General features: G+C 72.7%; 21 protein-coding genes. 6 read left to right on the forward strand and 15 right to left on the reverse strand.

The features are described 5' to 3' along the window. Positions 1-11: 11 nt before the first annotated feature. Both CHB94_RS14755 and CHB94_RS14760 read right to left on the reverse strand, forming a co-directional pair. Complete coding sequence (locus tag CHB94_RS14755) at positions 12-179, reverse strand: DUF3117 domain-containing protein (RefSeq protein ID WP_012947303.1); 168 nt, start codon at positions 177-179, stop codon at positions 12-14. 126 nt (positions 180-305) lie between these two features. Further along, entirely contained in the window at positions 306-872 is a 567-nt protein-coding gene (locus tag CHB94_RS14760) for a DNA-3-methyladenine glycosylase I (protein WP_254920659.1), read from the reverse strand. A 61-nt stretch (positions 873-933) separates the two neighbouring features. Between CHB94_RS14760 and CHB94_RS14765 the strand changes: the two genes are divergently transcribed. Further along, positions 934-1,425 (forward strand): hypothetical protein, encoded by a 492-nt coding sequence (locus CHB94_RS14765; protein ID WP_176445571.1) that lies wholly within the window; start codon positions 934-936, stop codon positions 1,423-1,425. Position 1,426: 1 nt separating this feature from the next. Here the strand turns inward: CHB94_RS14765 and CHB94_RS14770 are convergent, their stop codons facing one another. Continuing rightward, positions 1,427-2,332 carry a DMT family transporter gene (locus tag CHB94_RS14770; protein WP_089337328.1) on the reverse strand — a complete coding sequence of 302 codons (906 nt, stop codon included), beginning with the start codon at positions 2,330-2,332 and terminating at the stop codon, positions 1,427-1,429. Between the two features lie 115 nt (positions 2,333-2,447). Between CHB94_RS14770 and CHB94_RS14775 the strand changes: the two genes are divergently transcribed. Beyond that, positions 2,448-2,795, forward strand: coding sequence for a hypothetical protein (locus tag CHB94_RS14775; protein ID WP_089337329.1), 348 nt, complete (start codon positions 2,448-2,450; stop codon positions 2,793-2,795). Between the two features lie 22 nt (positions 2,796-2,817). Here CHB94_RS14775 and CHB94_RS14780 read toward each other — a convergent pair whose 3' ends face one another. Genes CHB94_RS14780 through dapE form a run of 4 tightly spaced genes read right to left on the reverse strand, consistent with a single transcriptional unit; the run spans position 2,818 to position 5,609 of the window. Continuing rightward, a complete protein-coding gene (locus tag CHB94_RS14780) occupies positions 2,818-3,270 on the reverse strand; it encodes an SRPBCC family protein (RefSeq protein WP_089337330.1) in 453 nt (150 codons plus the stop codon). Further along, positions 3,263-3,661 carry a DivIVA domain-containing protein gene (locus tag CHB94_RS14785; protein ID WP_089337331.1) on the reverse strand — a complete coding sequence of 133 codons (399 nt, stop codon included), beginning with the start codon at positions 3,659-3,661 and terminating at the stop codon, positions 3,263-3,265. Before CHB94_RS14785 ends, CHB94_RS14780 begins: the two co-directional genes overlap by 8 nt. Beyond that, positions 3,661-4,494, reverse strand: coding sequence for an LOG family protein (locus CHB94_RS14790; RefSeq protein WP_089337332.1), 834 nt, complete (start codon positions 4,492-4,494; stop codon positions 3,661-3,663). The genes CHB94_RS14785 and CHB94_RS14790 overlap by 1 nt, the downstream gene beginning before the upstream one ends. Then, positions 4,491-5,609, reverse strand: a complete 1,119-nt coding sequence (gene dapE, locus CHB94_RS14795; protein ID WP_089337333.1) for a succinyl-diaminopimelate desuccinylase — start codon at positions 5,607-5,609, stop codon at positions 4,491-4,493. The genes CHB94_RS14790 and dapE overlap by 4 nt, the downstream gene beginning before the upstream one ends. 156 nt (positions 5,610-5,765) lie before the next feature. Between dapE and dapD the strand changes: the two genes are divergently transcribed. Further along, on the forward strand, positions 5,766-6,740 hold the full coding sequence (dapD, locus tag CHB94_RS14800) for a 2,3,4,5-tetrahydropyridine-2,6-dicarboxylate N-succinyltransferase (protein WP_089337334.1): 975 nt from the start codon (positions 5,766-5,768) through the stop codon (positions 6,738-6,740). A gap of 252 nt (positions 6,741-6,992) precedes the next feature. Continuing rightward, positions 6,993-7,757: a hypothetical protein gene (locus CHB94_RS14805; RefSeq protein ID WP_217899313.1), complete on the forward strand. Its 765-nt coding sequence runs from the start codon at positions 6,993-6,995 to the stop codon at positions 7,755-7,757. A gap of 36 nt (positions 7,758-7,793) precedes the next feature. Here CHB94_RS14805 and dapC read toward each other — a convergent pair whose 3' ends face one another. Both dapC and fdxA read right to left on the reverse strand, forming a co-directional pair. Then, on the reverse strand, positions 7,794-8,909 hold the full coding sequence (dapC, locus tag CHB94_RS14810) for a succinyldiaminopimelate transaminase (RefSeq protein WP_217899321.1): 1,116 nt from the start codon (positions 8,907-8,909) through the stop codon (positions 7,794-7,796). Next, positions 8,906-9,232: a ferredoxin gene (gene fdxA, locus CHB94_RS25765; RefSeq protein WP_089337336.1), complete on the reverse strand. Its 327-nt coding sequence runs from the start codon at positions 9,230-9,232 to the stop codon at positions 8,906-8,908. The genes dapC and fdxA overlap by 4 nt, the downstream gene beginning before the upstream one ends. 268 nt (positions 9,233-9,500) lie before the next feature. On the opposite strand from fdxA, the gene CHB94_RS14820 reads away from it, so the two are divergent. Together CHB94_RS14820 and CHB94_RS14825 are read left to right on the forward strand one after the other, a co-directional pair. After that, positions 9,501-12,296 carry a bifunctional diguanylate cyclase/phosphodiesterase gene (locus CHB94_RS14820; protein WP_176445572.1) on the forward strand — a complete coding sequence of 932 codons (2,796 nt, stop codon included), beginning with the start codon at positions 9,501-9,503 and terminating at the stop codon, positions 12,294-12,296. Between the two features lie 31 nt (positions 12,297-12,327). Continuing rightward, positions 12,328-13,089, forward strand: coding sequence for a GNAT family N-acetyltransferase (locus tag CHB94_RS14825; protein WP_089337338.1), 762 nt, complete (start codon positions 12,328-12,330; stop codon positions 13,087-13,089). Here CHB94_RS14825 and CHB94_RS14830 read toward each other — a convergent pair. The 6 genes from CHB94_RS14830 to CHB94_RS14855 form a co-directional block, all read right to left on the reverse strand. Continuing rightward, entirely contained in the window at positions 13,028-13,468 is a 441-nt protein-coding gene (locus CHB94_RS14830) for a hypothetical protein (protein ID WP_089337339.1), read from the reverse strand. The genes CHB94_RS14825 and CHB94_RS14830 overlap by 62 nt on opposite strands. Positions 13,469-13,478: 10 nt before the next feature. Next, positions 13,479-14,375 carry an N-acetyl-1-D-myo-inositol-2-amino-2-deoxy-alpha-D-glucopyranoside deacetylase gene (gene mshB / locus CHB94_RS14835; protein WP_089337340.1) on the reverse strand — a complete coding sequence of 299 codons (897 nt, stop codon included), beginning with the start codon at positions 14,373-14,375 and terminating at the stop codon, positions 13,479-13,481. Positions 14,376-14,436: 61 nt separating this feature from the next. Continuing rightward, complete coding sequence (locus tag CHB94_RS14840) at positions 14,437-15,507, reverse strand: ABC transporter ATP-binding protein (protein ID WP_089337341.1); 1,071 nt, start codon at positions 15,505-15,507, stop codon at positions 14,437-14,439. Then, on the reverse strand, positions 15,500-16,552 hold the full coding sequence (locus CHB94_RS14845) for an ABC transporter ATP-binding protein (RefSeq protein ID WP_089337342.1): 1,053 nt from the start codon (positions 16,550-16,552) through the stop codon (positions 15,500-15,502). The genes CHB94_RS14840 and CHB94_RS14845 overlap by 8 nt, the downstream gene beginning before the upstream one ends. Continuing rightward, positions 16,549-17,520, reverse strand: a complete 972-nt coding sequence (locus CHB94_RS14850; RefSeq protein ID WP_089337343.1) for an ABC transporter permease — start codon at positions 17,518-17,520, stop codon at positions 16,549-16,551. The genes CHB94_RS14845 and CHB94_RS14850 overlap by 4 nt, the downstream gene beginning before the upstream one ends. Next, positions 17,513-18,436, reverse strand: a complete 924-nt coding sequence (locus tag CHB94_RS14855) for an ABC transporter permease (protein WP_089337344.1) — start codon at positions 18,434-18,436, stop codon at positions 17,513-17,515. Before CHB94_RS14855 ends, CHB94_RS14850 begins: the two co-directional genes overlap by 8 nt. Positions 18,437-18,535 lie beyond the last annotated feature (99 nt).

Raw genomic sequence — 18,535 nt, forward strand, 5'->3', positions numbered from 1 at the left:
CGCGGAGGTGTTCAGCTGGTCGCGCCCTTCAGTGCCTCTGACAGCGCCGCCGCCTCGTCGGGTGACAGCTCGACGACCAGGCGACCGCCCCCCTCGAGCGGTACGCGCATGACCAGGCCGCGCCCCTCCTTGGTCACTTCGAGGGGACCTTCACCCGTACGCGGCTTCATGGCCGCCATGCGTGCCTCCTTCGCCTGCCGCACCTCCACTGCCGGGGCAGAAGTCGTGCGGCGTCCGTCGCTGCTGTGCGCTGCTGGTCAATGATCCCGTATGACCGCCGTCCGTCCAACATGAGCCCCTCGAGGTCACCCTCCCGCGCCTGCGCGGAAGCACCCGGCGACGTGGTCGTCCACCATCCCGGTGGCCTGCATGAGGGCGTAGGCGGTCGTCGGCCCGACGAAGACGAAGCCGCGCCGTTTCAGCTCCTTGGCCATGGCGACGGACTCCTCGGAGGTGGCCGGTACGTCGGCGAGCGTGGCCGGCCGCGGCCGGGGCCCGGTCGGGGCGAAGGACCACAACAGCGCCGACAGGCCCTCGGGCAGCTGCTGGACGGCGCGGGCGTTGCGCACCGCCGCCGCGATCTTCGCCCGGTTCCGGACGATCGAGGCATCGGCCATCAGCCGCGCCTCGTCGGCGTCGCCGAACGAGGCGACCGCGTCGATCGCGAAGCCGGCGAACGCCGCCCGGAAGGCCGGCCGCTTGCGCAGGATGGTGATCCAGGACAGGCCGGACTGGAACGCCTCGAGGCAGAGCCGCTCGAACAGGGCGTCGTCGCCGTGGAGGGGCGTCCCCCATTCCTCGTCGTGGTAGACGACGTACTCGGGTGCGCTCTCCGCCCAGCCGCAGCGGGACCTCTCCGGGGGGCTCTCCACGTCGCGGACGGTAACGCGCGCGTCGGACATCTCCGGCGCCCCGAGCCGTTACGGTCCCGGCGTGACCCGGGTGGACACCGCCGAGGCGGTGGGCTTCCGGCAGCCGGTCGCCCGCGTGCCGCTGGCCGCGGTGGGCGCCGTCGTCACCGCGGTCAACTACGACGCCGGCGAGACCGTCGGATGGCCCGCGTTGGCCGCCGCCGTGGAGCGGGCGCGCGACGACCTGCCGGCCGACGCCCGCGTCGCCGTCCTGACCGGCAACTACGGACAGGCCGGTGCCGTCGACCGGTTCGCCCCCCGCCTCGCGCCCGCGTACAGCGGCCACAACTCCTACTGGACCTGGGGACCACCGCCCGAGGACACCGACGTCGTCCTCGCCGTCGGCCTGCCCGAGGAACAGCTGGCCCGGTGGTTCGGCCAGGTCGCCGTCGTGGACCGGGTGGACAACGGTGTCGAGCTGGACAACGACGAGCAGGGCACGCCCATCCTGAGGGCCATGGACCGGTACGTGCCGTGGTCGGAGATCTGGCCGCAGCTGCGCCACCTCGGCTGAGTCAGGGCACCGCCGAGTCGACGTCGCACAGCTCGGACGGCCGGGTGCGGACGGGACTGCGCCGGGTGGCCAGCACGCAGCCGAGAAGGATCAGCGGCAGCCCGATCGCGATGCCGAGGGTGAACGGCTCGTCGAGCAGCGCCACTCCCAGGAGGACGGCGACGGCGGGGTTGACGAAGGTGATCACCAGCGCCCGCTGCGGCCCGACCTCACGGATCAGCGCGAAGAACAGCGCCAGCGCCACCGCCGTGCAGACCACGCCGAGCAGGGCGAGGGAGAGCACCGCCTTGCCGGAGGCGTCCGTGAGTTCCTCCGTCCGCGGGAGGGCGAAGGGCTCGTAGACGACCGCGGTGACCACTAGCGCGACCGAGCTCGCCGCGACGCCGGGCACGTCGGGGAGCTTGCGGCTGACGATCAGCGGCGCGGTCGCGTAGCCGACGACGACCAGCGCGACGGCCACCAGCGGCAGCAGCTGCGCGCCTTCGACGTCCAGGCCCAGCAGCGCCACGATGCCGACGACCCCGAGGCACATGCCGGCGATGCGGACCGGCGTGAACCGCTCCTCCTCCCCCGCGAGCCGCGCGGCGAGTGCGGCGACGAACGGCACCCCCGCCACCAGGAGGCCGGTCAGCGAACTGGACAGCGACTGCTCCGCGTAGGACAGCAGCAGCCAGGGCCCGGTCATCTCCAGGACGGTGAACAGCAGCAGCCACCTCCAGTGCCGCAGCGCCGGCCGGAGCTGGCCCCTGGCGATCGTCCAGGGCAGCAGGAGGGCAGCGCCGATGGCGCACCGCGCGAACACGACGACGACCGGGGAGACCTCGTCGACGGCCACCTTGATCAGCAGGTACGGGATGCCCCAGATGACCGACATCGTCAGGAACAGCACCCAACCACGCCGGCTCACCGCCGCTCCCCCACCGTGGTCCCGCCTCGTGTCACCGGTGCATCCTCGCCCACGGCTGGTGGACCGGCGCCACGGGCGTGGCCGGGCATTGTGCGCCGGCTCCTGGACGGCTGGGATGACCGCCATGGACACCGCCGACCGGTTCGCCGCGCTCGTCGCGGCTTTCTCGGACGAGGCCGGGGTGTCTCCGCCCGGCGCGCAGGGGCACCGGGGCTTCGGCGCGGACGCGCTCACGGTGGACGGCTCGATCTTCGCGATGCTCGTGACGGGGTCGCTGGTGCTCAAGCTCCCGGCGAGCCGGGTGGCGGAGCTGGTCCGTTCCGGAGCCGGGGCACCCTTCTCGAACAGCAGCGGCCGGCCGATGCGGGAGTGGGTGGTCCTGATCGGCGCCGATCCCGGAGCCGACCTCGCGCTGGCCCACGAGTCGCTGGAGCACGTCCGGTCACGCCCGTCGCGGGCCTGACGGCCTCCGTGCCGTCCCGCCGTCAGCCCCGGGCAGCGACGGCGGCGAAACGCTTCAGCGAACGGCGGATGCCGAAGCGGGCGAAGGGCCGGATCAGCAGCCAGCCGAGCTCACCGAGGTAGCCGTAGGGCAGGTAGAGGCGCTCGGTCCAGACGAAGGTCGACCGCTCGCCGCGCGGTTCGATCTCGAAGATGCCCGGCCCCCGGATGAGCCGGCCGGTGTGCTGCACCTCGACCAGCCGGGGCGGCTCCCACTTCGTGATGATCATCGTGTCGAGGATCCCGACGTGCCGCCCGCCGGGCAGGGGCAGGCCGGTCCGGGCGGCCAGCCGGCCGTGCAGGCGCTGGGCCGGTCCGCCGACCGTCCGGACGTCGGTGGCCAGCATCCAGTCCCCCTGCCGCTCCCAGTCGGTGAGCACGGCCCACACGCGCTCGGGCGGAGCGTCGACGTCGATGCGCTCGACCAGCTCAGGCATGCGGGAACTCCTCGTCGGTCGTGGACCCGGCGTCGTCGGTCGCGGGCTGCTGCTCGTCCTTCGACACGGCCGCCGGTGCCGGATGCACCGGCAGCCGCGCGCGGAGAGCGGTGATCTCGGCGTCGCGTTCCTCCAGGACGAGGGCGAACTGATCCAGCAACCAGTCCACCTCGGTCATCCGGTATCCCCGGGCGCTCACCGTGAACTGCAGCGCCCGGACGTCGTCGGCGGTGACGGGACGGTCGGCGGGCAGGACGACCGGTGAGCGGTCCGGCTCGGCCGGCGGTTGCGTCTCCCCCCGGCCGAGCAACCACGATGCGCCGAGGAAGAGGAGCGCGCCGACGACGAGGACGCCGACGACGAACGCGACGAACCCGAGGAACGAGAACATCAGGCCTCGAGCGGGCCCTGCTCGACGGGAACGTGCTGCATGCCACCGCCGCCGGAACGACGCGCGGCGTCGGCAGCCTGGATCACCGCCAGGACCTCGTCGACGTCGTCGGTGACCGTGATCAGGTCGAGGTCGGAGGGATTGATGGTCCCCGCCTCGGCCAGGGTGGTGCGGATCCAGGTGAGCAGGCCCGACCAGTACTCGGTGCCGAAGAGGATCACCGGGAAACGGGTGACCTTGCGTGTCTGCACGAGCGTGAGCGCCTCGAACAGCTCGTCGAGGGTGCCGAAGCCGCCCGGCAGGATCACGAAGGCCTGCGCGTACTTCACGAACATCGTCTTGCGGACGAAGAAGTAGCGGAAGGCGATGCCGACCTCGACCCACTCGTTGAGGTCCTGTTCGAAGGGCAGCTCGATGCCCAGGCCCACCGAGAGGCCGCCGGCTTCGCAGGCGCCGCGGTTCGCCGCCTCCATGGCCCCGGGCCCCCCGCCGGTGATGACCGCGTAGCCGGCCTGGGCGAGTGCGGCGCCGATGGCCACCCCGGCGGCGTAGTGCGGGTGATCGCGGGGGGTGCGGGCGCTGCCGAAGACGCTGACCGCCCGGGGCAGCTCGGCGAGCAGCCCGAAGCCCTCGACGAATTCGGACTGGATCCTCAGGACTCGCCACGGATCGGTGTGGACCCAGTCGCTGGGTCCCCGGCGGTCGAGCAGCCGCTGGTCGGTGGTGGAGCCCTCGTCCTGCGCCGGCTCCCCTCCGCGCAGCACCACCGGGCCGCGGTGCCGGGTCGGGCGGGGCCGGCGGTCGGGCTGCGGGGCAGGGGGCGGGGTGGTCATGCGGGGCTCCCGGACAGGTAGGCGATCAGGGCGTCCTCCGCCGGCTGGAGCCGGTCGACGCGGACGTGTTCCTCACGGGTGTGGGCCAGCTGCGGATCGCCGGGCCCGTAGTTGACGGCCGGGATGCCGAAGGCCGCGAAGCGGGCGACGTCGGTCCAGCCGAGCTTGGCGCGCGCCGGCCGGCCGACCGCGGCCACGAAGGCGGCCGCGGCGGGTTCGGCCAGCCCCGGCATCGCGCCACCCGCGTTGTCGGTGACGGTGAGCGTCGCGCCGGCGGCGAGGACCTCGGCGAAGACGCTCCGGACGTGCGCCTCCGCGGCGTCCTCGTCCCTGTCGGGCGCATAGCGGAAGTTGACCGTGAGCGATGCCTCGTCGGGGATCACGTTGCCGGCGACGCCTCCGGTGATGCCCACGGCGTTGAGCCCCTCCCGGAAGGTGAGGCCGTCGATCTCCACCTCCCGTGGCCGGTAGGCGGCCAGCGTCGCGAGCGCTCCGGCCAGCCCGTGCACCGCGTTGACGCCGAGCCAGCTCCGGGCGCTGTGCGCGCGGCGGCCCTTCGTCTCCAGCCGGGCACGCAGGGTGCCCTGACAGCCGCCCTCGATCTCGCCGTCCGTGGGCTCCAGCAGGATCGCCAGGTCGCCGTAGAGCCAGCCCCGGCGTTCGCGAGCCACCCGGCCGAGGCCGTTCTTCACCGCCTCGACCTCCTCGTTCTCGTAGAAGACGAACGTGAGGTCGTGCGCGGGCTCCCCACCGGGGACGCCGAAGCGGCCGGCCAGCCTGAGCATGACCGCGTCACCGGACTTCATGTCACTGGTCCCGCATCCGTACAGTCGCTGTACTCCGTCGGCTTCCCGCAGCTCAGCGGGCACGTTGTCGGCGATCGGCACGGTGTCGAGGTGCCCGGCGAGGACGACGCGGGTGGGTCGCCCGAGGTTGGTCCGCGCCAGCACGGCGTCGCCGACCCGTTCCACCTCCAGGCCGCCGAGGGCACGGAGCGCCGCCTCGACCGCGTCCGCGAGAGGCCCCTCCGCGCCCGACACCGAGGGCGCGTCCACGAGTGCCCGCGTCAGCGTGAGGACGTCGGCGGAGAGGTCGAGCTGCGGCAGGCCGGTCACGACTGCCGAGCCTAGAAGGACCCTCCTGCTCCCCGCCGCTCGCCTGCTCGCGGCGGACCCCTGCAGGACGGCCGCTCCAGGACGGCACCCGCTCGGGCGAGCCTCGGGACGAGGCCGTACCGGCCCCCCTCGGCGGCGCTCGGTAGCGTCGTCCCCGTGACCAACGCCGTACCTGTCGCTGCATCCGCCGCCGGTCTCGCCACCGTCACCCCGTCCGGAACGGTCCTCGACACCTGGTACCCCGATCCCCGTCTGAGCGCGCCCGAGGGGGCCCGGCCGGGGACGACGCGGCTCGGCGCCCTCGAGCTGTCCGGGGAGCTCGGCCCCGACTACGGCGGACTGGTCCGCACCGACGAGGCGCGGGGGGTGGAGATCATCGCCGTCCGCACCGTCATCCCTGACCTGTCGGAGCCGCCGGTCGACACCCACGACGTGTGGCTGCGCCTGCACCTGCTCTCCCACCGCCTGGTCCAGCCGCACGGGGCGAACCTGACCGGCATCTTCGGGCTGCTCACCAACGTGGCCTGGACCAGCGCCGGGCCCGTCGAGGCGGCCGGGTTCAACGTCCACCGGCTGCGTGCCGCGGTCGGCCACGTGACGGTGTTCGGCGTGGACAAGTTCCCGCGGATGGTCGACTACGTCATCCCCTCCGGCGTGCGCGTCGCCGACGGCGACCGGGTGCGCCTGGGAGCCCACCTGGCCGAGGGGACGACGGTCATGCACGAGGGCTTCGTCAACTTCAACGCCGGGACGCTCGGGCCGTCCATGGTCGAGGGCCGGATCAGCGCCGGCGTCGTCGTCGGACCGGACAGCGACATCGGTGGCGGCTCCTCGATCATGGGCACGCTGTCCGGCGGCGGCAAGGAGACCATCTCCATCGGCAGCGGGTGCCTGCTCGGCGCCAACGCCGGCATCGGCATCTCCCTCGGGGACGGCTGCGTCGTCGAGGCCGGCTGCTACGTCACCGGGGGCTCGCGCGTGACGCTGCCCGACGGGTCGGTGGTCAAGGCCCGCGAGCTGTCGGGACGCAACGGGCTGCTGTTCCGCCGCAACAGCGTCAGCGGCTCGCTGGAAGCACTCCCCCGCGACGGCAACTGGGGCGCCCTGAACGCCGAGCTGCACAAGAACTAGCGGCCGCCCTTCAGGGGCCCGCGCCGAGCGTGCCGAGGTGCGGGGGGAAGGGCGGTCCTTTCTCTACAGTCGCAGGCGATGGCCACCGCCCGCACCGCCGCCCGCCCCGCTCGGGCCGGCAGCGGCAGCACCGCACGGCGGAGCCCTTCCCGTGGGGGTCGCGCCCCGGCGCGCCGGCGGCCCCCTCCGCGGAAGGCGCCGAGACGCCGGAAGGGTGGCCGGCGGGCCGCCCGCTGGTGGCCCGCTCTGCTCGTGACCGCCGCCGTCCTCGCCGCCCTGGCGTGGGACACCGAGAGCACGGGGGTTCCCGGCGTGCCCGGACGGTGCACCGTGGCCGGCTCGTCGCTGACGCTGACCACCGAGGAGGCCTCCTCGGCGGCCACGATCGCGGCCGTCGGTCGCGCGCGCGGCCTGCCCGACCGTGCCGTCGTCCTGGCCCTGGCCACCGCGCAGCAGGAGTCCCGGCTGCGCAACCTGGACTACGGCGATCGTGACTCGCTCGGTCTCTTCCAGCAGCGCCCCTCCCAGGGGTGGGGTACCGAGGCGCAGGTGCAGGACCCCGTGTACGCGGCCGGGATCTTCTACGACCGGCTGGTCCGGGTCCCGGGCTGGGAGACCGGCCGGCTGACCGACGTCGCACAGGCCGTCCAGCGCAGCGGCTTCCCCGAGGCCTACCAGCAGTGGGAACCGATGGCCACCGAGCTGACCGCCGTCCTCGGTTCGCCCGAACCCTCGCGACTGGACTGCCGCTACGAGCCGACCGGCGCCGTCTCCCCCGTCGACGTGTCGGCGGTGGCCGCCGCCGAGCTCGGCGTCGCGGCGATGCCCCGCGCGGGGGGCGCGATCTTCGTCGACCCGGCCGCCGGCTGGCCCGCGGCGACCTGGGCGGTCGCGCAGGCCGGGCGGCTGCAGGTGGCCGGCATCGAGTTCGCGGGCCGGCGATGGTCTCCGGACACCGGATGGGTCGACGCACCCGCGGTCGGTGCGGACGCCGTGGTGATCCGCCCCACTTCGTGACGTCGGGAGCACCCCTACCGCGGGTCCTGCTGATCGTCAGGGAGCGAGTCGCTCCACCGCGGCGTCGATCCGGTCGTCGGCGGCGGTGAGCGCCATCCGGACGTGCCGTGCCCCGGCCGGTCCGTAGAAGCTGCCCGGCGCGGCTACGATGCCCAGCCCGGACAGCCAGTCGATGGTCGTCCAGCAGTCCTCGTCACGGGTGGCCCAGAGGTAGAGCCCCGCCTCGGAATGGTCGATCCGCAACCCGGCCGCACGGACCGCGGCCGACAACCGGTCCCGGCGGGAGCGGTAGCGCTCACGCTGGGCGTCGACGTGCGCGTCGTCGTCGAGGGCTGCGGCCATGGCTGCCTGGACCGGACCGGGGACCAGCAGCCCGAGGTGGCGTCGGACCTCCCAGACCGGGCGGACCAGCGCGGGGTCACCGGACAGCAGCCCGGCCCGGTAGCCGGCCGCGGTCGACTGCTTGGACAGCGAGTGCACGGCCAGCAGCCCGGTGTGGTGCTCCCCTGCGACCGCCGGGTGCAGCACCGAGTGCGGCTCGACGTCCCAGCCGAGGGTCACGTAGCACTCGTCGGCGACGACCGGCACGCCGTGCGACCGCCCCCAGGCAACCCACTCCCGGAGCTGGTCGTCGGTGAGGACCCGGCCGTGGGGGTTGCCCGGCGAGTTCAGCCAGACCAGCACCACCCCGGCAGCATCGGCCGGCGGTACGTCGGTGCGGCGCACCGCCAGCCCGGCGAGGACGGCCCCCACCTCGTAGGTCGGGTAGGCGACCTCCGGGATGATCACGGTGCCATGGCGCAGCCCCAGCAGGGTGGGCAGCAGGGCGACCAGTTCCTTGGAACCGACGGTGGGTATCAGCGAGGGCTCGGGGCCCAGCGGGTCGGCGATCTGCACGCCGAGCCGGCGCCGCAGCCAGGCCGCCGCTGCCGTGCGCAGCGCCGTCGTCCCCAGCGCCGTCGGGTATCCGGGCGCGTTCCCGGCGGCGGCGAGCGCCTCGGTGAGGACGGCAGGGGTGTCGTCGACCGGCGTGCCGATCGACAGGTCGACCACCCCGCCGGGATGTCCGGCCGCGCGGGACCGCGCCCCGGTGAGGCTGTCCCAGGGGAAGTCCGGCAGCGAGCGGGCCGTCCCCGGGAGCTGGGTCGTCAGTGGCCTTCCGCCTGCGGCGGGAGAGCCGCGACCAGCGGGTGGTCCTTGCCGACCTTTCCGGTCTTGGCGGCGCCTCCGGGGCTGCCCAGGTCGGAGAAGAACTCCACGTTGGCGTTGTAGAAGTCCTTCCACTTGTCCGGGACGTCGTCCTCGTAGTAGATGGCCTCCACCGGGCACACCGGCTCGCACGCACCGCAGTCGACGCACTCGTCGGGGTGGATGTAGAGCATCCGGTCGCCCTCGTAGATGCAGTCCACCGGACACTCGTCGATGCACGCCTTGTCGAGGACGTCGACGCAGGCCTGTGTGATGACGTAGGTCACGGTGGTTCCCTCCCGGGGATGCGGAGCAGTACGCGCTGGCCAGAGCCAGGGCCGATCGTGCCCGACCAGTATCACCCGCCGGCCCCGCGCCCGGCGCGACGGGTACCGGCCGGCGGAACCCGCCTCCCCCCGAAGGGGTGAGCCGCGGACCGCGACTCAAGGATCGGGACGGTATGCCGATCTCGAAGCCGTGTCAGAGGACCGGATGCACCAGGCGACGACGCCGCGGCAGAACCCGCCGGCGTCGCCTTATGACGCGCAGAGGGCGGTGGAGAGCCAGCTCGCCCGTCTGCGGGCCTCGTCGGGCGCCACCCGCGTGTCGTTGTGGGTGTACGAGTCGTCGACCGACATGGCCGTCCCCTACCGCCAGTCGGTCGCCGAGTCCAGCGGCACCGTCACGGAACCCCGGCTGCGCACCGCCGTCACGCTCTCCCGCTCACCGTTCCTCTCCACCGTGATCCGCAGCCGACGGTCTCTCGTGGCACGGGCGGACGGACGCCGGGCCGCAGACAGGGACCTGGCCGAGCGCGGCTTCCGGTCCGCCCACGGCGAGCCGCTCCTGGTGGACGGCGCGGTCGTCGGCGTCCTGACCGTCGAGCCGGCCGCCGCCGCTGCTCCTCACCTGCTTCGGCAGGCCACCCCCAAGCTCGCCGTCGCCCTCGCCGAGGCGTGGACCCGGCGGTCGGAGAAGCGCCGGACCGCGCAGGCCGAGGTGCTCCTCGGTCTCATCGAGTCCGCCTCCAAGGCCCAGTCGATGGACCACCTGCTCCGCACCGCCTGCCGCCAGCTCGCCGAACTCGGCGAGGTCGAGCGGGCCTGCATCTTCCTGCTGGAGGACGGCCGGCTCGTCCCGCGGATGGCCAGCTACGCCGACGGCCGGCGCGACCTGGCCACCTGGGAGCAGTTCCGCAACGCCCCGGTCGGTCTGCAGCTGGCCGAGACGGTGCTGCAGACCGGCGAGCCGATGATCGCCGACAGGGACTCGGGTCTGCTCTCGGGCTGGTGGGTGGACTCCTTCGACATCGCCTCCGGCATGGCCGTCCCGCTGGGCCGCGCCCCCGACCTGGCCGGCGTGCTCACCCTGGACAGCACCCACGTGCGCCCCTTCTCCGAGGACGTGCGCCGGCTCGCCGCCGCTGCGGGTGCGCACCTCGGCGGCGTCATCGAGCAGGCGCGCACCAGCCAGGCCCGCGCCGCCTCGCTGGCCACCGCCCAGGTCGTGCGCCAGATGCTCGTGGACGGCGCGGGAGCGACCGGGGTGGCGGAGGCCGCGGAGCTCCTGGCCCGGGCCGTCCAGGCTCTGGCGGGCACCGACCGCAGCGCCGCCTACCTCCTCGGCGACGACGACACGATCGGCGAGGTCCGCCACGTGGACTGGCCCGAGGCCCACAAGCAGGTGATCCAGAGCCGGCTCGTGGGGCGCCCGGCCGCTGACGTGCCCCTGTGGCGGCTCACCTCGGAGCAGAAGCTGCCGGTGTTCGTCGAGGACGCCCTCTCCAGCGACCTCCTCGACCCCCGCCTGGCGCAGGCCATCGACCTCGCCTCCTACGTCAGCGTGCCGTTGTTCGCCGGCGACCGGCTCCTCGGCCTGGTGGTGACCGGCTCGGTGACCGGGGCACGGAAGTGGTCCCCCGAGGTCCGCGAGGCCGTGCGGCAGGTGACCCTCGAAGGCGGCCTGGTGGTCGAGAACGCGGCGCTGCGCGCCGTCGAGAAGCTCCGCCTGCAGCAGCTGGCCACCGAGGCCCACCACGACCCGTTGACCGGGCTGCCCAACCGCCGTCGGTTCATCGAGCAGCTCGAGGCCACCGTCTACGGCACCGGAGCGCGCGGTTGCGCGGTGCTGATGATCGACCTCGACCGGTTCAAGGAGATCAACGACAGCTTCGGGCACAGCGTCGGCGACGATCTGCTCTGCCTGGTCGGTCCCCGGCTGGAGCGGGCACTCCAGCCGGGTGACCTGCTGGCCAGGATGGGTGGCGACGAGTTCGCCGTCCTGCTGCCGGAGGCCGACGAGGCCCGCGCCCGGGAGGTCGCCGGCGGGCTCGGGGCCGCGCTGCTCGACGCCTTCGTCCTCGACGGCATGCCGTTGCACGTCGACGCCAGCATCGGTATCGCCCTCTGTCCCGAACACGGCCTCGACCGCTCGTTGCTGCTGGCCCGCGCGGACACCGCCATGTACGTCGCCAAGCGCGACCGGCGCGGGTTCGACGTCTGGGCCCCGGACGGCACCCCCGCGTCCCGTGACCGGCTGGAGACTCTGGAGCAGCTGCGGACCGCCCTGGACACCGACCAGCTCGACGTCCACTACCAGCCCAAGCTCGACCTCCGGTCCGGTCGCGTGATCGGCGTCGAGGCACTGGTGCGCTGGAACCATCCCGAGCGCGGGCTGCTCTACCCCGACGTCTTCCTGCCCCTGGCCGAGCAGGCCGGGCTCATGCGCCGCCTGGCGCTGCGGGTCCTGGAGCGGTCGCTGCGCGACCTGCAGAGGTGGCGGGCGTCCGGGCACCACCTGTCCGTCGCGGTGAACCTGTCGGTCTCCAACCTCCAGGACGTCGCCCTGCCCGACCAGGTGGAGATGTTGCTCGACGCGTTCGAGGTTCCGCTCGCCGCCCTGATCCTCGAGATCACCGAGGACGTCCTGATGGCTGACGCCGCCCGCAGCCAGCAGGTGATGGCCGGGCTCCGCCGCCTGGGCGTCCGGCTGTCGATCGACGACTACGGCACCGGCTACTCCTCGCTGTCCTACCTCCGGGCACTGCCGGTGGACGAGCTCAAGCTCGACCGCAGCTTCGTGAGCAACCTGACCACGGACGAGCGCGCCGCCGCGATCGTGCGCAGCACCCTGCAGTTGAGCCTGGACCTCGGCATGAGCATGGTCGTGGAGGGCGTGGAGGACGCCGCAACGCTGGCGGCCCTACGGGCCTGGGGCTGCGACCACGCGCAGGGCTACTACATCGCCCGGCCCATGCCCGCCGAGCAGTTCCTCACCTGGCTGGCCGAGCAACCGGCGTTCCTGCCGCTCGGCAGGATCCCCGTCCAGCGCGGGGTCCACCAGCCGTCATAGGCCCGCCGCGGCTCCGGGCAGGATCATCGGCATGGCCGACGTCCCCGGAGTGTTCGAGCTCGAGCGGCTCGCCGCGCGCACCTGGCGTGGGCTCGAGGAGGAGCGCCACGGCGAGTGGCTGCTGCGGGCCGGCGGCGGGTTCACCGGGCGAGCCAACTCGGTGCTCGTCGCGGGCGACCCACCCTCGGACCTCCCGACCGCCGTCGCGGCGGTGACCCGCTGGTACGCCGAGCGCGGACTCCGGCCGCGCGCGCAGGTGCCGCTGCCCGGGGCGGAGGCCGCCGACGCCGCCCTCGCAGAGGCCGGTTGGACGCGCGAGGACGACAACCTGGTGCTCACGGCATCGCTGGCCGGCTGGGCGGAGCCCTCCGTGCCGGTCGAGTTCGCCCCGGAGCCGGACGACGCCTGGCTCTCCGGCTACCTGTACCGGGGCGCCCCGCTGCCGGCCGTCGCCTCGGCGGTGCTGGTGAACGCCGACGACCCCGTGTTCGCCGCCGTCCGGACCTCTCCGCCGCCGGCGCCACTGTCGGCCGTCGCACGGGGAGCTGTCGCTGACGGCTGGCTGGTCGTGACCGCCGTGACGGTCGACGAGGGTTCGCGGCGGCGCGGCCTGGCGACCGCGGTCATGGCGGCTCTGGGCTCGTGGGCGCGCGACCGGGGCGGGCACTCGTGCCTGCTGCAGGTCGCGGGGACGAACACCGGCGCGCTGGCGCTCTACGAGCGGCTGCGCTTCACCGAGCACCACCGGTACCACTACCGGCTGGGTCCGGAGCCCGAGCGTTCTGCGGGCTGACCGCAGGACGGCGCGGGCCGGCCAGGACCCGGCCGACCGAGAACGCAGCCGCCAGGACGCCGATCATCAGGAACGCCAGGTTGACCACCCCGGTGGCCCCACCCCCGGTCATGACGAGGTCGCCCTCCGGCCGGCGGACCATCGCCCCGAGGGCGACCACCAGCCAGGCCACGGCCGGCAGGACCGCTACCAGCCGGCTCCCCGACCAGCGCAGCGCCCCTGCAGGCAGCAGCAGGTTGCCGACGACGGCGACGACGACCGACACGGGCACGAGGACGCCGCCCACGCGCAGCGGCAGCCAGAAGACCTCGACCAGAGCCAGCCACGTGCCGACGACGAGGGCCGTCAGCGCCCAGCTCAGCCGCTCGGCCTGTCTCATCCGAACGGCCTCACGCGGGCAGCCCGGCGAACAGGTCGTCCTCCCAGCCCTCGGGCCCCGGGCCGGCCGGGCCTCGCTCCCCCTGGACCAGCCGGTAGTACTCGACACCGAGCACCTCGAGCCCGAGGTTGTTGGAGAGCGCGAAGAAGGGACCGTCGACCAGGATCTGGGTCGGGTGGGCGCGCATGGCGGCGTCTTTGTGGCTCGAGAACGCGGTGCCGTCCACGGCGGCCGTCACGACGTCGTCCGGCACGGCGAAGGGGATGTCGTCGGCACTGGTGACGCCCTGGAAGAGCGTCTCGTCACCGGCGGCCGCCATGGCCTCGATCCCCTGCTGGAGGACCGAGCGCGGCACGCAGCACCAGTAGACCTTGGCCACCGTCCAGGCCTCGCCGAGGTCGGGGCGGTACGCCGGGTCGGCCGCGGCGGCCACCGCGCCCATCGCGACCCGGTGCGCCTGGATGTGGTCGGGGTGCCCGTAGCCGCCGTTCTCGTCGTAGGTCACCACGACCTGGGGCCGGACCTCGCGCACGACGGCGACCGCGTGGGCGACGGCCTCGTCCAGGTCGGCGTTCCAGAAGGCGCGAGGGTGCCCGTTGGCCGGCACCCCCATCATCCCGGAGTCGCGGTACCGGCCGGCGCCGCCGAGGAACCGGATGTCGGTGACACCGAGCGCGTCCATCGCCCCGCGGAGCTCCCAGATCCGGTAGCCGCCGAGCTGGTCGGCCTGGTCCGCGGCCAGCTGCGCGAGCTCCGGCACGAGGATCTCGCCCTCCTCGCCCAGCGTGCAGGTGAGCAGGGTGACCTGCGCGCCCTCCGCGACGTACCGGGCCATCGTGGCGCCGTTGTTGATGGTCTCGTCGTCGGGATGCGCGTGAACCAGCAGGATGCGGCGGGCAGATGTCACGCCGGCATTCTTCCCTGGCGCCGGTCCGGGGCCCGTCGGGCCCCGCACCGGCTCAGGTGGATCACTCCACGTCGACGGGGACGACCTCGCGGGCCTCGGCGAAGTGGCAGGCCGACGGGTGGCCCTGTCCGCGGTCGACCAGCGCGGGCGGCTCGACGGCGCAGATGTCCTGCGCCTTCCAGCACCGGGTGCGGAACCGGCAGCCCGAGGGCGGGTTCGCCGGGCTCGGCACGTCGCCCTGCAGCAGGATCCGTTCCTTGAGCCCACGCAGCGCGGGCTGGTGCACCGGGACCGACGAGAGCAGTGCCTGCGTGTACGGGTGCGAGGGTGAGCCGTACACCTGGGAGGCCGTCCCCTGCTCGACGATGCTGCCGAGGTACATGACGGCCACTCGATCCGAGATGTGCCGGACCACCGACAGGTCGTGGGCGATGAACAGGTACGACAACCCGAAGTCGTCCTGGAGGTCCTCCAGGAGGTTCACCACCTGGGCCTGCACCGACACGTCGAGGGCCGACACCGGCTCGTCACAGATGATGACTTCCGGCTGGAGCGCCAGCGCCCGGGCGATACCGATGCGCTGCCGCTGACCGCCGGAGAACTGATGGGGGTAGCGGTTGACGAAGTCCGGGTTCAACCCGACCCGGTCCATCAGCTCCTGGGTGCGCTGCAGCCGGCCCTTCCGCGGCGCGATGTCGGCGTGCACCGACCATCCCTCGGCGACGATGTCGCCGACGGTCATCCGTGGGTTCAGCGAGGCGTACGGATCCTGGAAGATGATCTGGACCTCGCGGCGGTACTGCTTGAGCGCGCGGCCTCCCATCTTCGCGACGTCCTTGCCCTTGTAGAGGATCTGGCCGTCGCTCGGCTTCTCCAGCGCGACGAGCAGCTTCGAGACCGTCGACTTGCCGCAGCCGGACTCGCCGACCAACCCGAGTGTCTCGCCGCGACGCAAGGACACATTGACCCCGTCGACGGCCCGTACGTGGCCGATCGTCTTCTTGAAGAGGATCCCCTGCGTCAGCGGGAAGTACTTCTTGAGGTCCTTGACCTCGAGCAGCGGCGCACCCTCCGGAACATTCGGCAGCACGTCCTCGGGGGTGGGCAGGGAACCTGCGACGTCCTCAGACACCGAGGACCTCCTCGCTGTAGTGGCACGCTGCCTCGCGTCCGGGGACGACGAGGCGCAGCGGCGGGACGTCGCCGGCGCAGTCGCGACCCGGCAACGCCTGCGCACCGAGCCGGCGGCGCGGACAACGCGGGTGGAAGGGGCAACCGGACGGGATCGCCGACAGGTTCGGCGGCTGACCGGTGATCGGCACCAGCCGGCCGCCGTCGGACTCGACCTGGGGCACCGAGCTCATCAGGCCCTCGGTGTACGGGTGCCCCGGGTTGGAGAACACGTCGGTGACCGTGCCGCGCTCGACGATCCGGCCGGCATACATGACGGCCACGTTGTCGGCGACCTCGTTGACGACGCCCAGGTCGTGGGTGATGAGCACCAGGCCCATCCCCGTGTCGCGCTGCAGGTCCTTGAGCAGGTCCATGACCTGGGCCTGAACCGTGACGTCGAGCGCGGTGGTGGGCTCGTCGGCGATGAGAATCCTCGGGTCCAGAGCGATGGCCATCGCGATCATGACCCGCTGGCGCATCCCCCCGGAGAACTGGTGCGGATAGTCGTTCACCCGCTGCGCAGCGGCCGGGATGCGCACCCGGTCCATGAGCTCGATGGCCTTCTGCTTGGCCTCCTTGCGGGACGTCCCGCGGTGCGCCCGGAACATCTCGCCGATCTGGAAGCCGACGCTGTAGACGGGGTTCAGCGACGACAGTGCGTCCTGGAAGATCATCGAGATCCCCGGACCACGGACGAGGCGCTGCTCCTCGGCGGGGAGCGTGAGCAGGTCGCGCCCCTCGAACCAGATCTTGCCCCCGGTGATCTCCGCCGGGGGGCTGTCGAGGATGCCCATGATCGCCTGGGCCGACACCGATTTCCCCGAGCCGGACTCGCCGAGGATGGCCAGGGTCTCCCCCTCGGCCAGCGTGTAACTGACGCCGTTGACGGCGTTGACGACGCCGGAGCGGGTGCGGAACTCCACGTGCAGGTCCTCGACGTCGAGGAGCGGCGCCGCACCGGCGCTGCCCCACGGAGCCGGGGCGGGCGTGGGCAGGATGGTCATGAACGCTGCCTCGGGTCGAGGGCGTCGCGCAGGGCGTCGCCCATCAGGATGAACGCCATCACGGTCAGGGTCAGGATGATGCTCGGAAAGAGCACGAGGTGCGGCGCGGTCCGCAGCAGGCTCTGCCCCTGGGCGATCTGCAGACCCCAGGAGATCGCCGGCGGCTGCAGGCCGACCCCGAGGAACGTCAGCGTCGCCTCGGCCGCGATGAGGACACCGATGGTGATCGTGGCGTAGACCAGCACCGGAGCGACGGCGTTCGGCAGGATGTGCCGCACCAGGATGCGGAAGTCCGAGGCGCCCATGGCCCGGGCCGCGGCCACGTAGTCGGAGCTCTTGACCGCGATGACCTGCGATCGCACCAGCCGCATCGCGGTCATCCAGCCGAAGGCGGCCAGTGCGACGGCCACCGCGCCCGGACCCCGCTCGCTGATGACCGGCAGGCCGGTCGACGGCCCGACGCGCAGCAGCACGAGCGCGCCGAGGATCAGCGGCAGCGCGTAGAAGATGTCGGCGATCCGCGACAGCACGCTGTCGGTGAGACGGCCGTAGAAGCCGGCGATCGCGCCGACCACGACGCCGAGGAGCAGCACCCCCAGCACGCCGAGCACGCCGATGAGCAGCGAGTTGCGGGCGCCGTAGACGACGTTGGCCAGGTAGTCGCAGCCCTGCTGGTCGAAGCCCAGCCAGTGCGCCGCCGAGGGCGTCCCCTTGGAATTGGCCAGGTCGCAGTCCCGGGGGTCCACGCCCCGGGCGAACAGCGAGGGGAACAGCGCCATGGACACGAAGATCACGCCCAGCACGGCGCCGGTCCAGAAGATGGCGCTGCGCCGGAGCTGACCCCACGCGTCGCTCCACAGACTGTTCTGCCGGGAGCTGGTGACGTCGACCGAGGGAGCGGCCAGGCCGGTCGTCGTCCCCGCCTGGACCTCGTCGTGCTGCAGGTCCTTCTGCTGCTGGTCAGTCATAACGGATCCTCGGGTCGAGGACGGCGTAGAGGACGTCGACGACCAGGTTGAAGAAGATGAAGAAGAAGACCATCAGCGTCACGATCCCGACCACCACCGCACCCTCCTGGGCGCGGACGGAGTCGAAGACGGCGCGCCCGATCCCGGGCAGGTTGAAGACGGTCTCGGTGACGATCGCTCCGCCCATGAGCGTACCGATGTCGGCACCGATGAACGTCACGACCGGGATCAGACTGTTGCGCAGCGTGTGCCGGACGATCACGGTCTTGTTCGGCAGGCCCTTGGCCCGCGCCGTCCGCACGTAGTCCGCTCGCATGTTCTCCGCGATGCTCGTGCGAGTCAGCCGCGCGACGTACGCCAGGGATCCCGAGGCGAGCACCAGGCCGGGCAGCAGATAGCTGTACCAGCCCTGCGTCGTCCCGGCGATCGGGAACAGGCCCAGCTGCAGTCCGAAGACGAACTGCGAGACGAAGGCCAGGACCAGGATCGGGATGGAGACGATCACCGTGGTGCTGACGAGGACCAGGTTGTCGAAGAATCCGTTCTTGCGGATACCGGCGAGAACGCCGGCCACGACGCCGATGAGGACCTCGAACGCGATGGCGACGACGGCCAGCCGGACCGTCACCGGCAGGCGCAGCAGGATCGTGTCGAGGACCGGTCGGCCGCGGAAGTCGGTGCCGAGGTCGCCCTGGACGAGGTCGCCCACGTACTTCACGTACTGCAGCCACAGCGGGTCGGTGAGGTTGAACTCGTCCCGCAGCTGGGCCATGACGGCCTGCGAGAGCGGCCGGTCGCCGGCCAGCGCGCGGATGGGGTCGCCGGGCAGGGCGTACACCATCGCGAAGATCAGGAAGGAGGCCCCGATCAGGACGGGGATCGTGAGTAGAAGGCGGCGCGCGATGTAGCGGCCCATATCGCTCCTCGGTCGTGACGCGCCCGCGCCCGTGTGGCGGGGAAAGGCGCGTCGTCCATCATGCGGGACGACCCCGAGCGGCCAACCGCCGGGGACACC

The organism is Blastococcus mobilis, from assembly GCF_900188025.1.
Lineage (GTDB): Bacteria > Actinomycetota > Actinomycetes > Mycobacteriales > Geodermatophilaceae > Blastococcus_B > Blastococcus_B mobilis.

Excerpts from the sequence above, each read along its gene's own strand:
- CHB94_RS14830 (WP_089337339.1), bottom strand. The coding sequence starts at position 13,468 with ATGAGACAGGCCGAGCGGCTGAGCTGGGCGCTGACGGCCCTCGTCGTC.
- CHB94_RS14755 (WP_012947303.1), bottom strand. The coding sequence starts at position 179 with ATGGCGGCCATGAAGCCGCGTACGGGTGAAGGTCCCCTCGAAGTGACC.
- CHB94_RS14855 (WP_089337344.1), bottom strand. The coding sequence starts at position 18,436 with ATGGGCCGCTACATCGCGCGCCGCCTTCTACTCACGATCCCCGTCCTG.
- CHB94_RS14845 (WP_089337342.1), bottom strand. The coding sequence starts at position 16,552 with ATGACCATCCTGCCCACGCCCGCCCCGGCTCCGTGGGGCAGCGCCGGT.
- CHB94_RS14785 (WP_089337331.1), bottom strand. The coding sequence starts at position 3,661 with ATGTTCTCGTTCCTCGGGTTCGTCGCGTTCGTCGTCGGCGTCCTCGTC.
- CHB94_RS14780 (WP_089337330.1), bottom strand. The coding sequence starts at position 3,270 with ATGCCTGAGCTGGTCGAGCGCATCGACGTCGACGCTCCGCCCGAGCGC.
- CHB94_RS14850 (WP_089337343.1), bottom strand. The coding sequence starts at position 17,520 with ATGACTGACCAGCAGCAGAAGGACCTGCAGCACGACGAGGTCCAGGCG.
- CHB94_RS14775 (WP_089337329.1), top strand. The coding sequence starts at position 2,448 with ATGACCGCCATGGACACCGCCGACCGGTTCGCCGCGCTCGTCGCGGCT.
- CHB94_RS14825 (WP_089337338.1), top strand. The coding sequence starts at position 12,328 with ATGGCCGACGTCCCCGGAGTGTTCGAGCTCGAGCGGCTCGCCGCGCGC.
- CHB94_RS14790 (WP_089337332.1), bottom strand. The coding sequence starts at position 4,494 with ATGACCACCCCGCCCCCTGCCCCGCAGCCCGACCGCCGGCCCCGCCCG.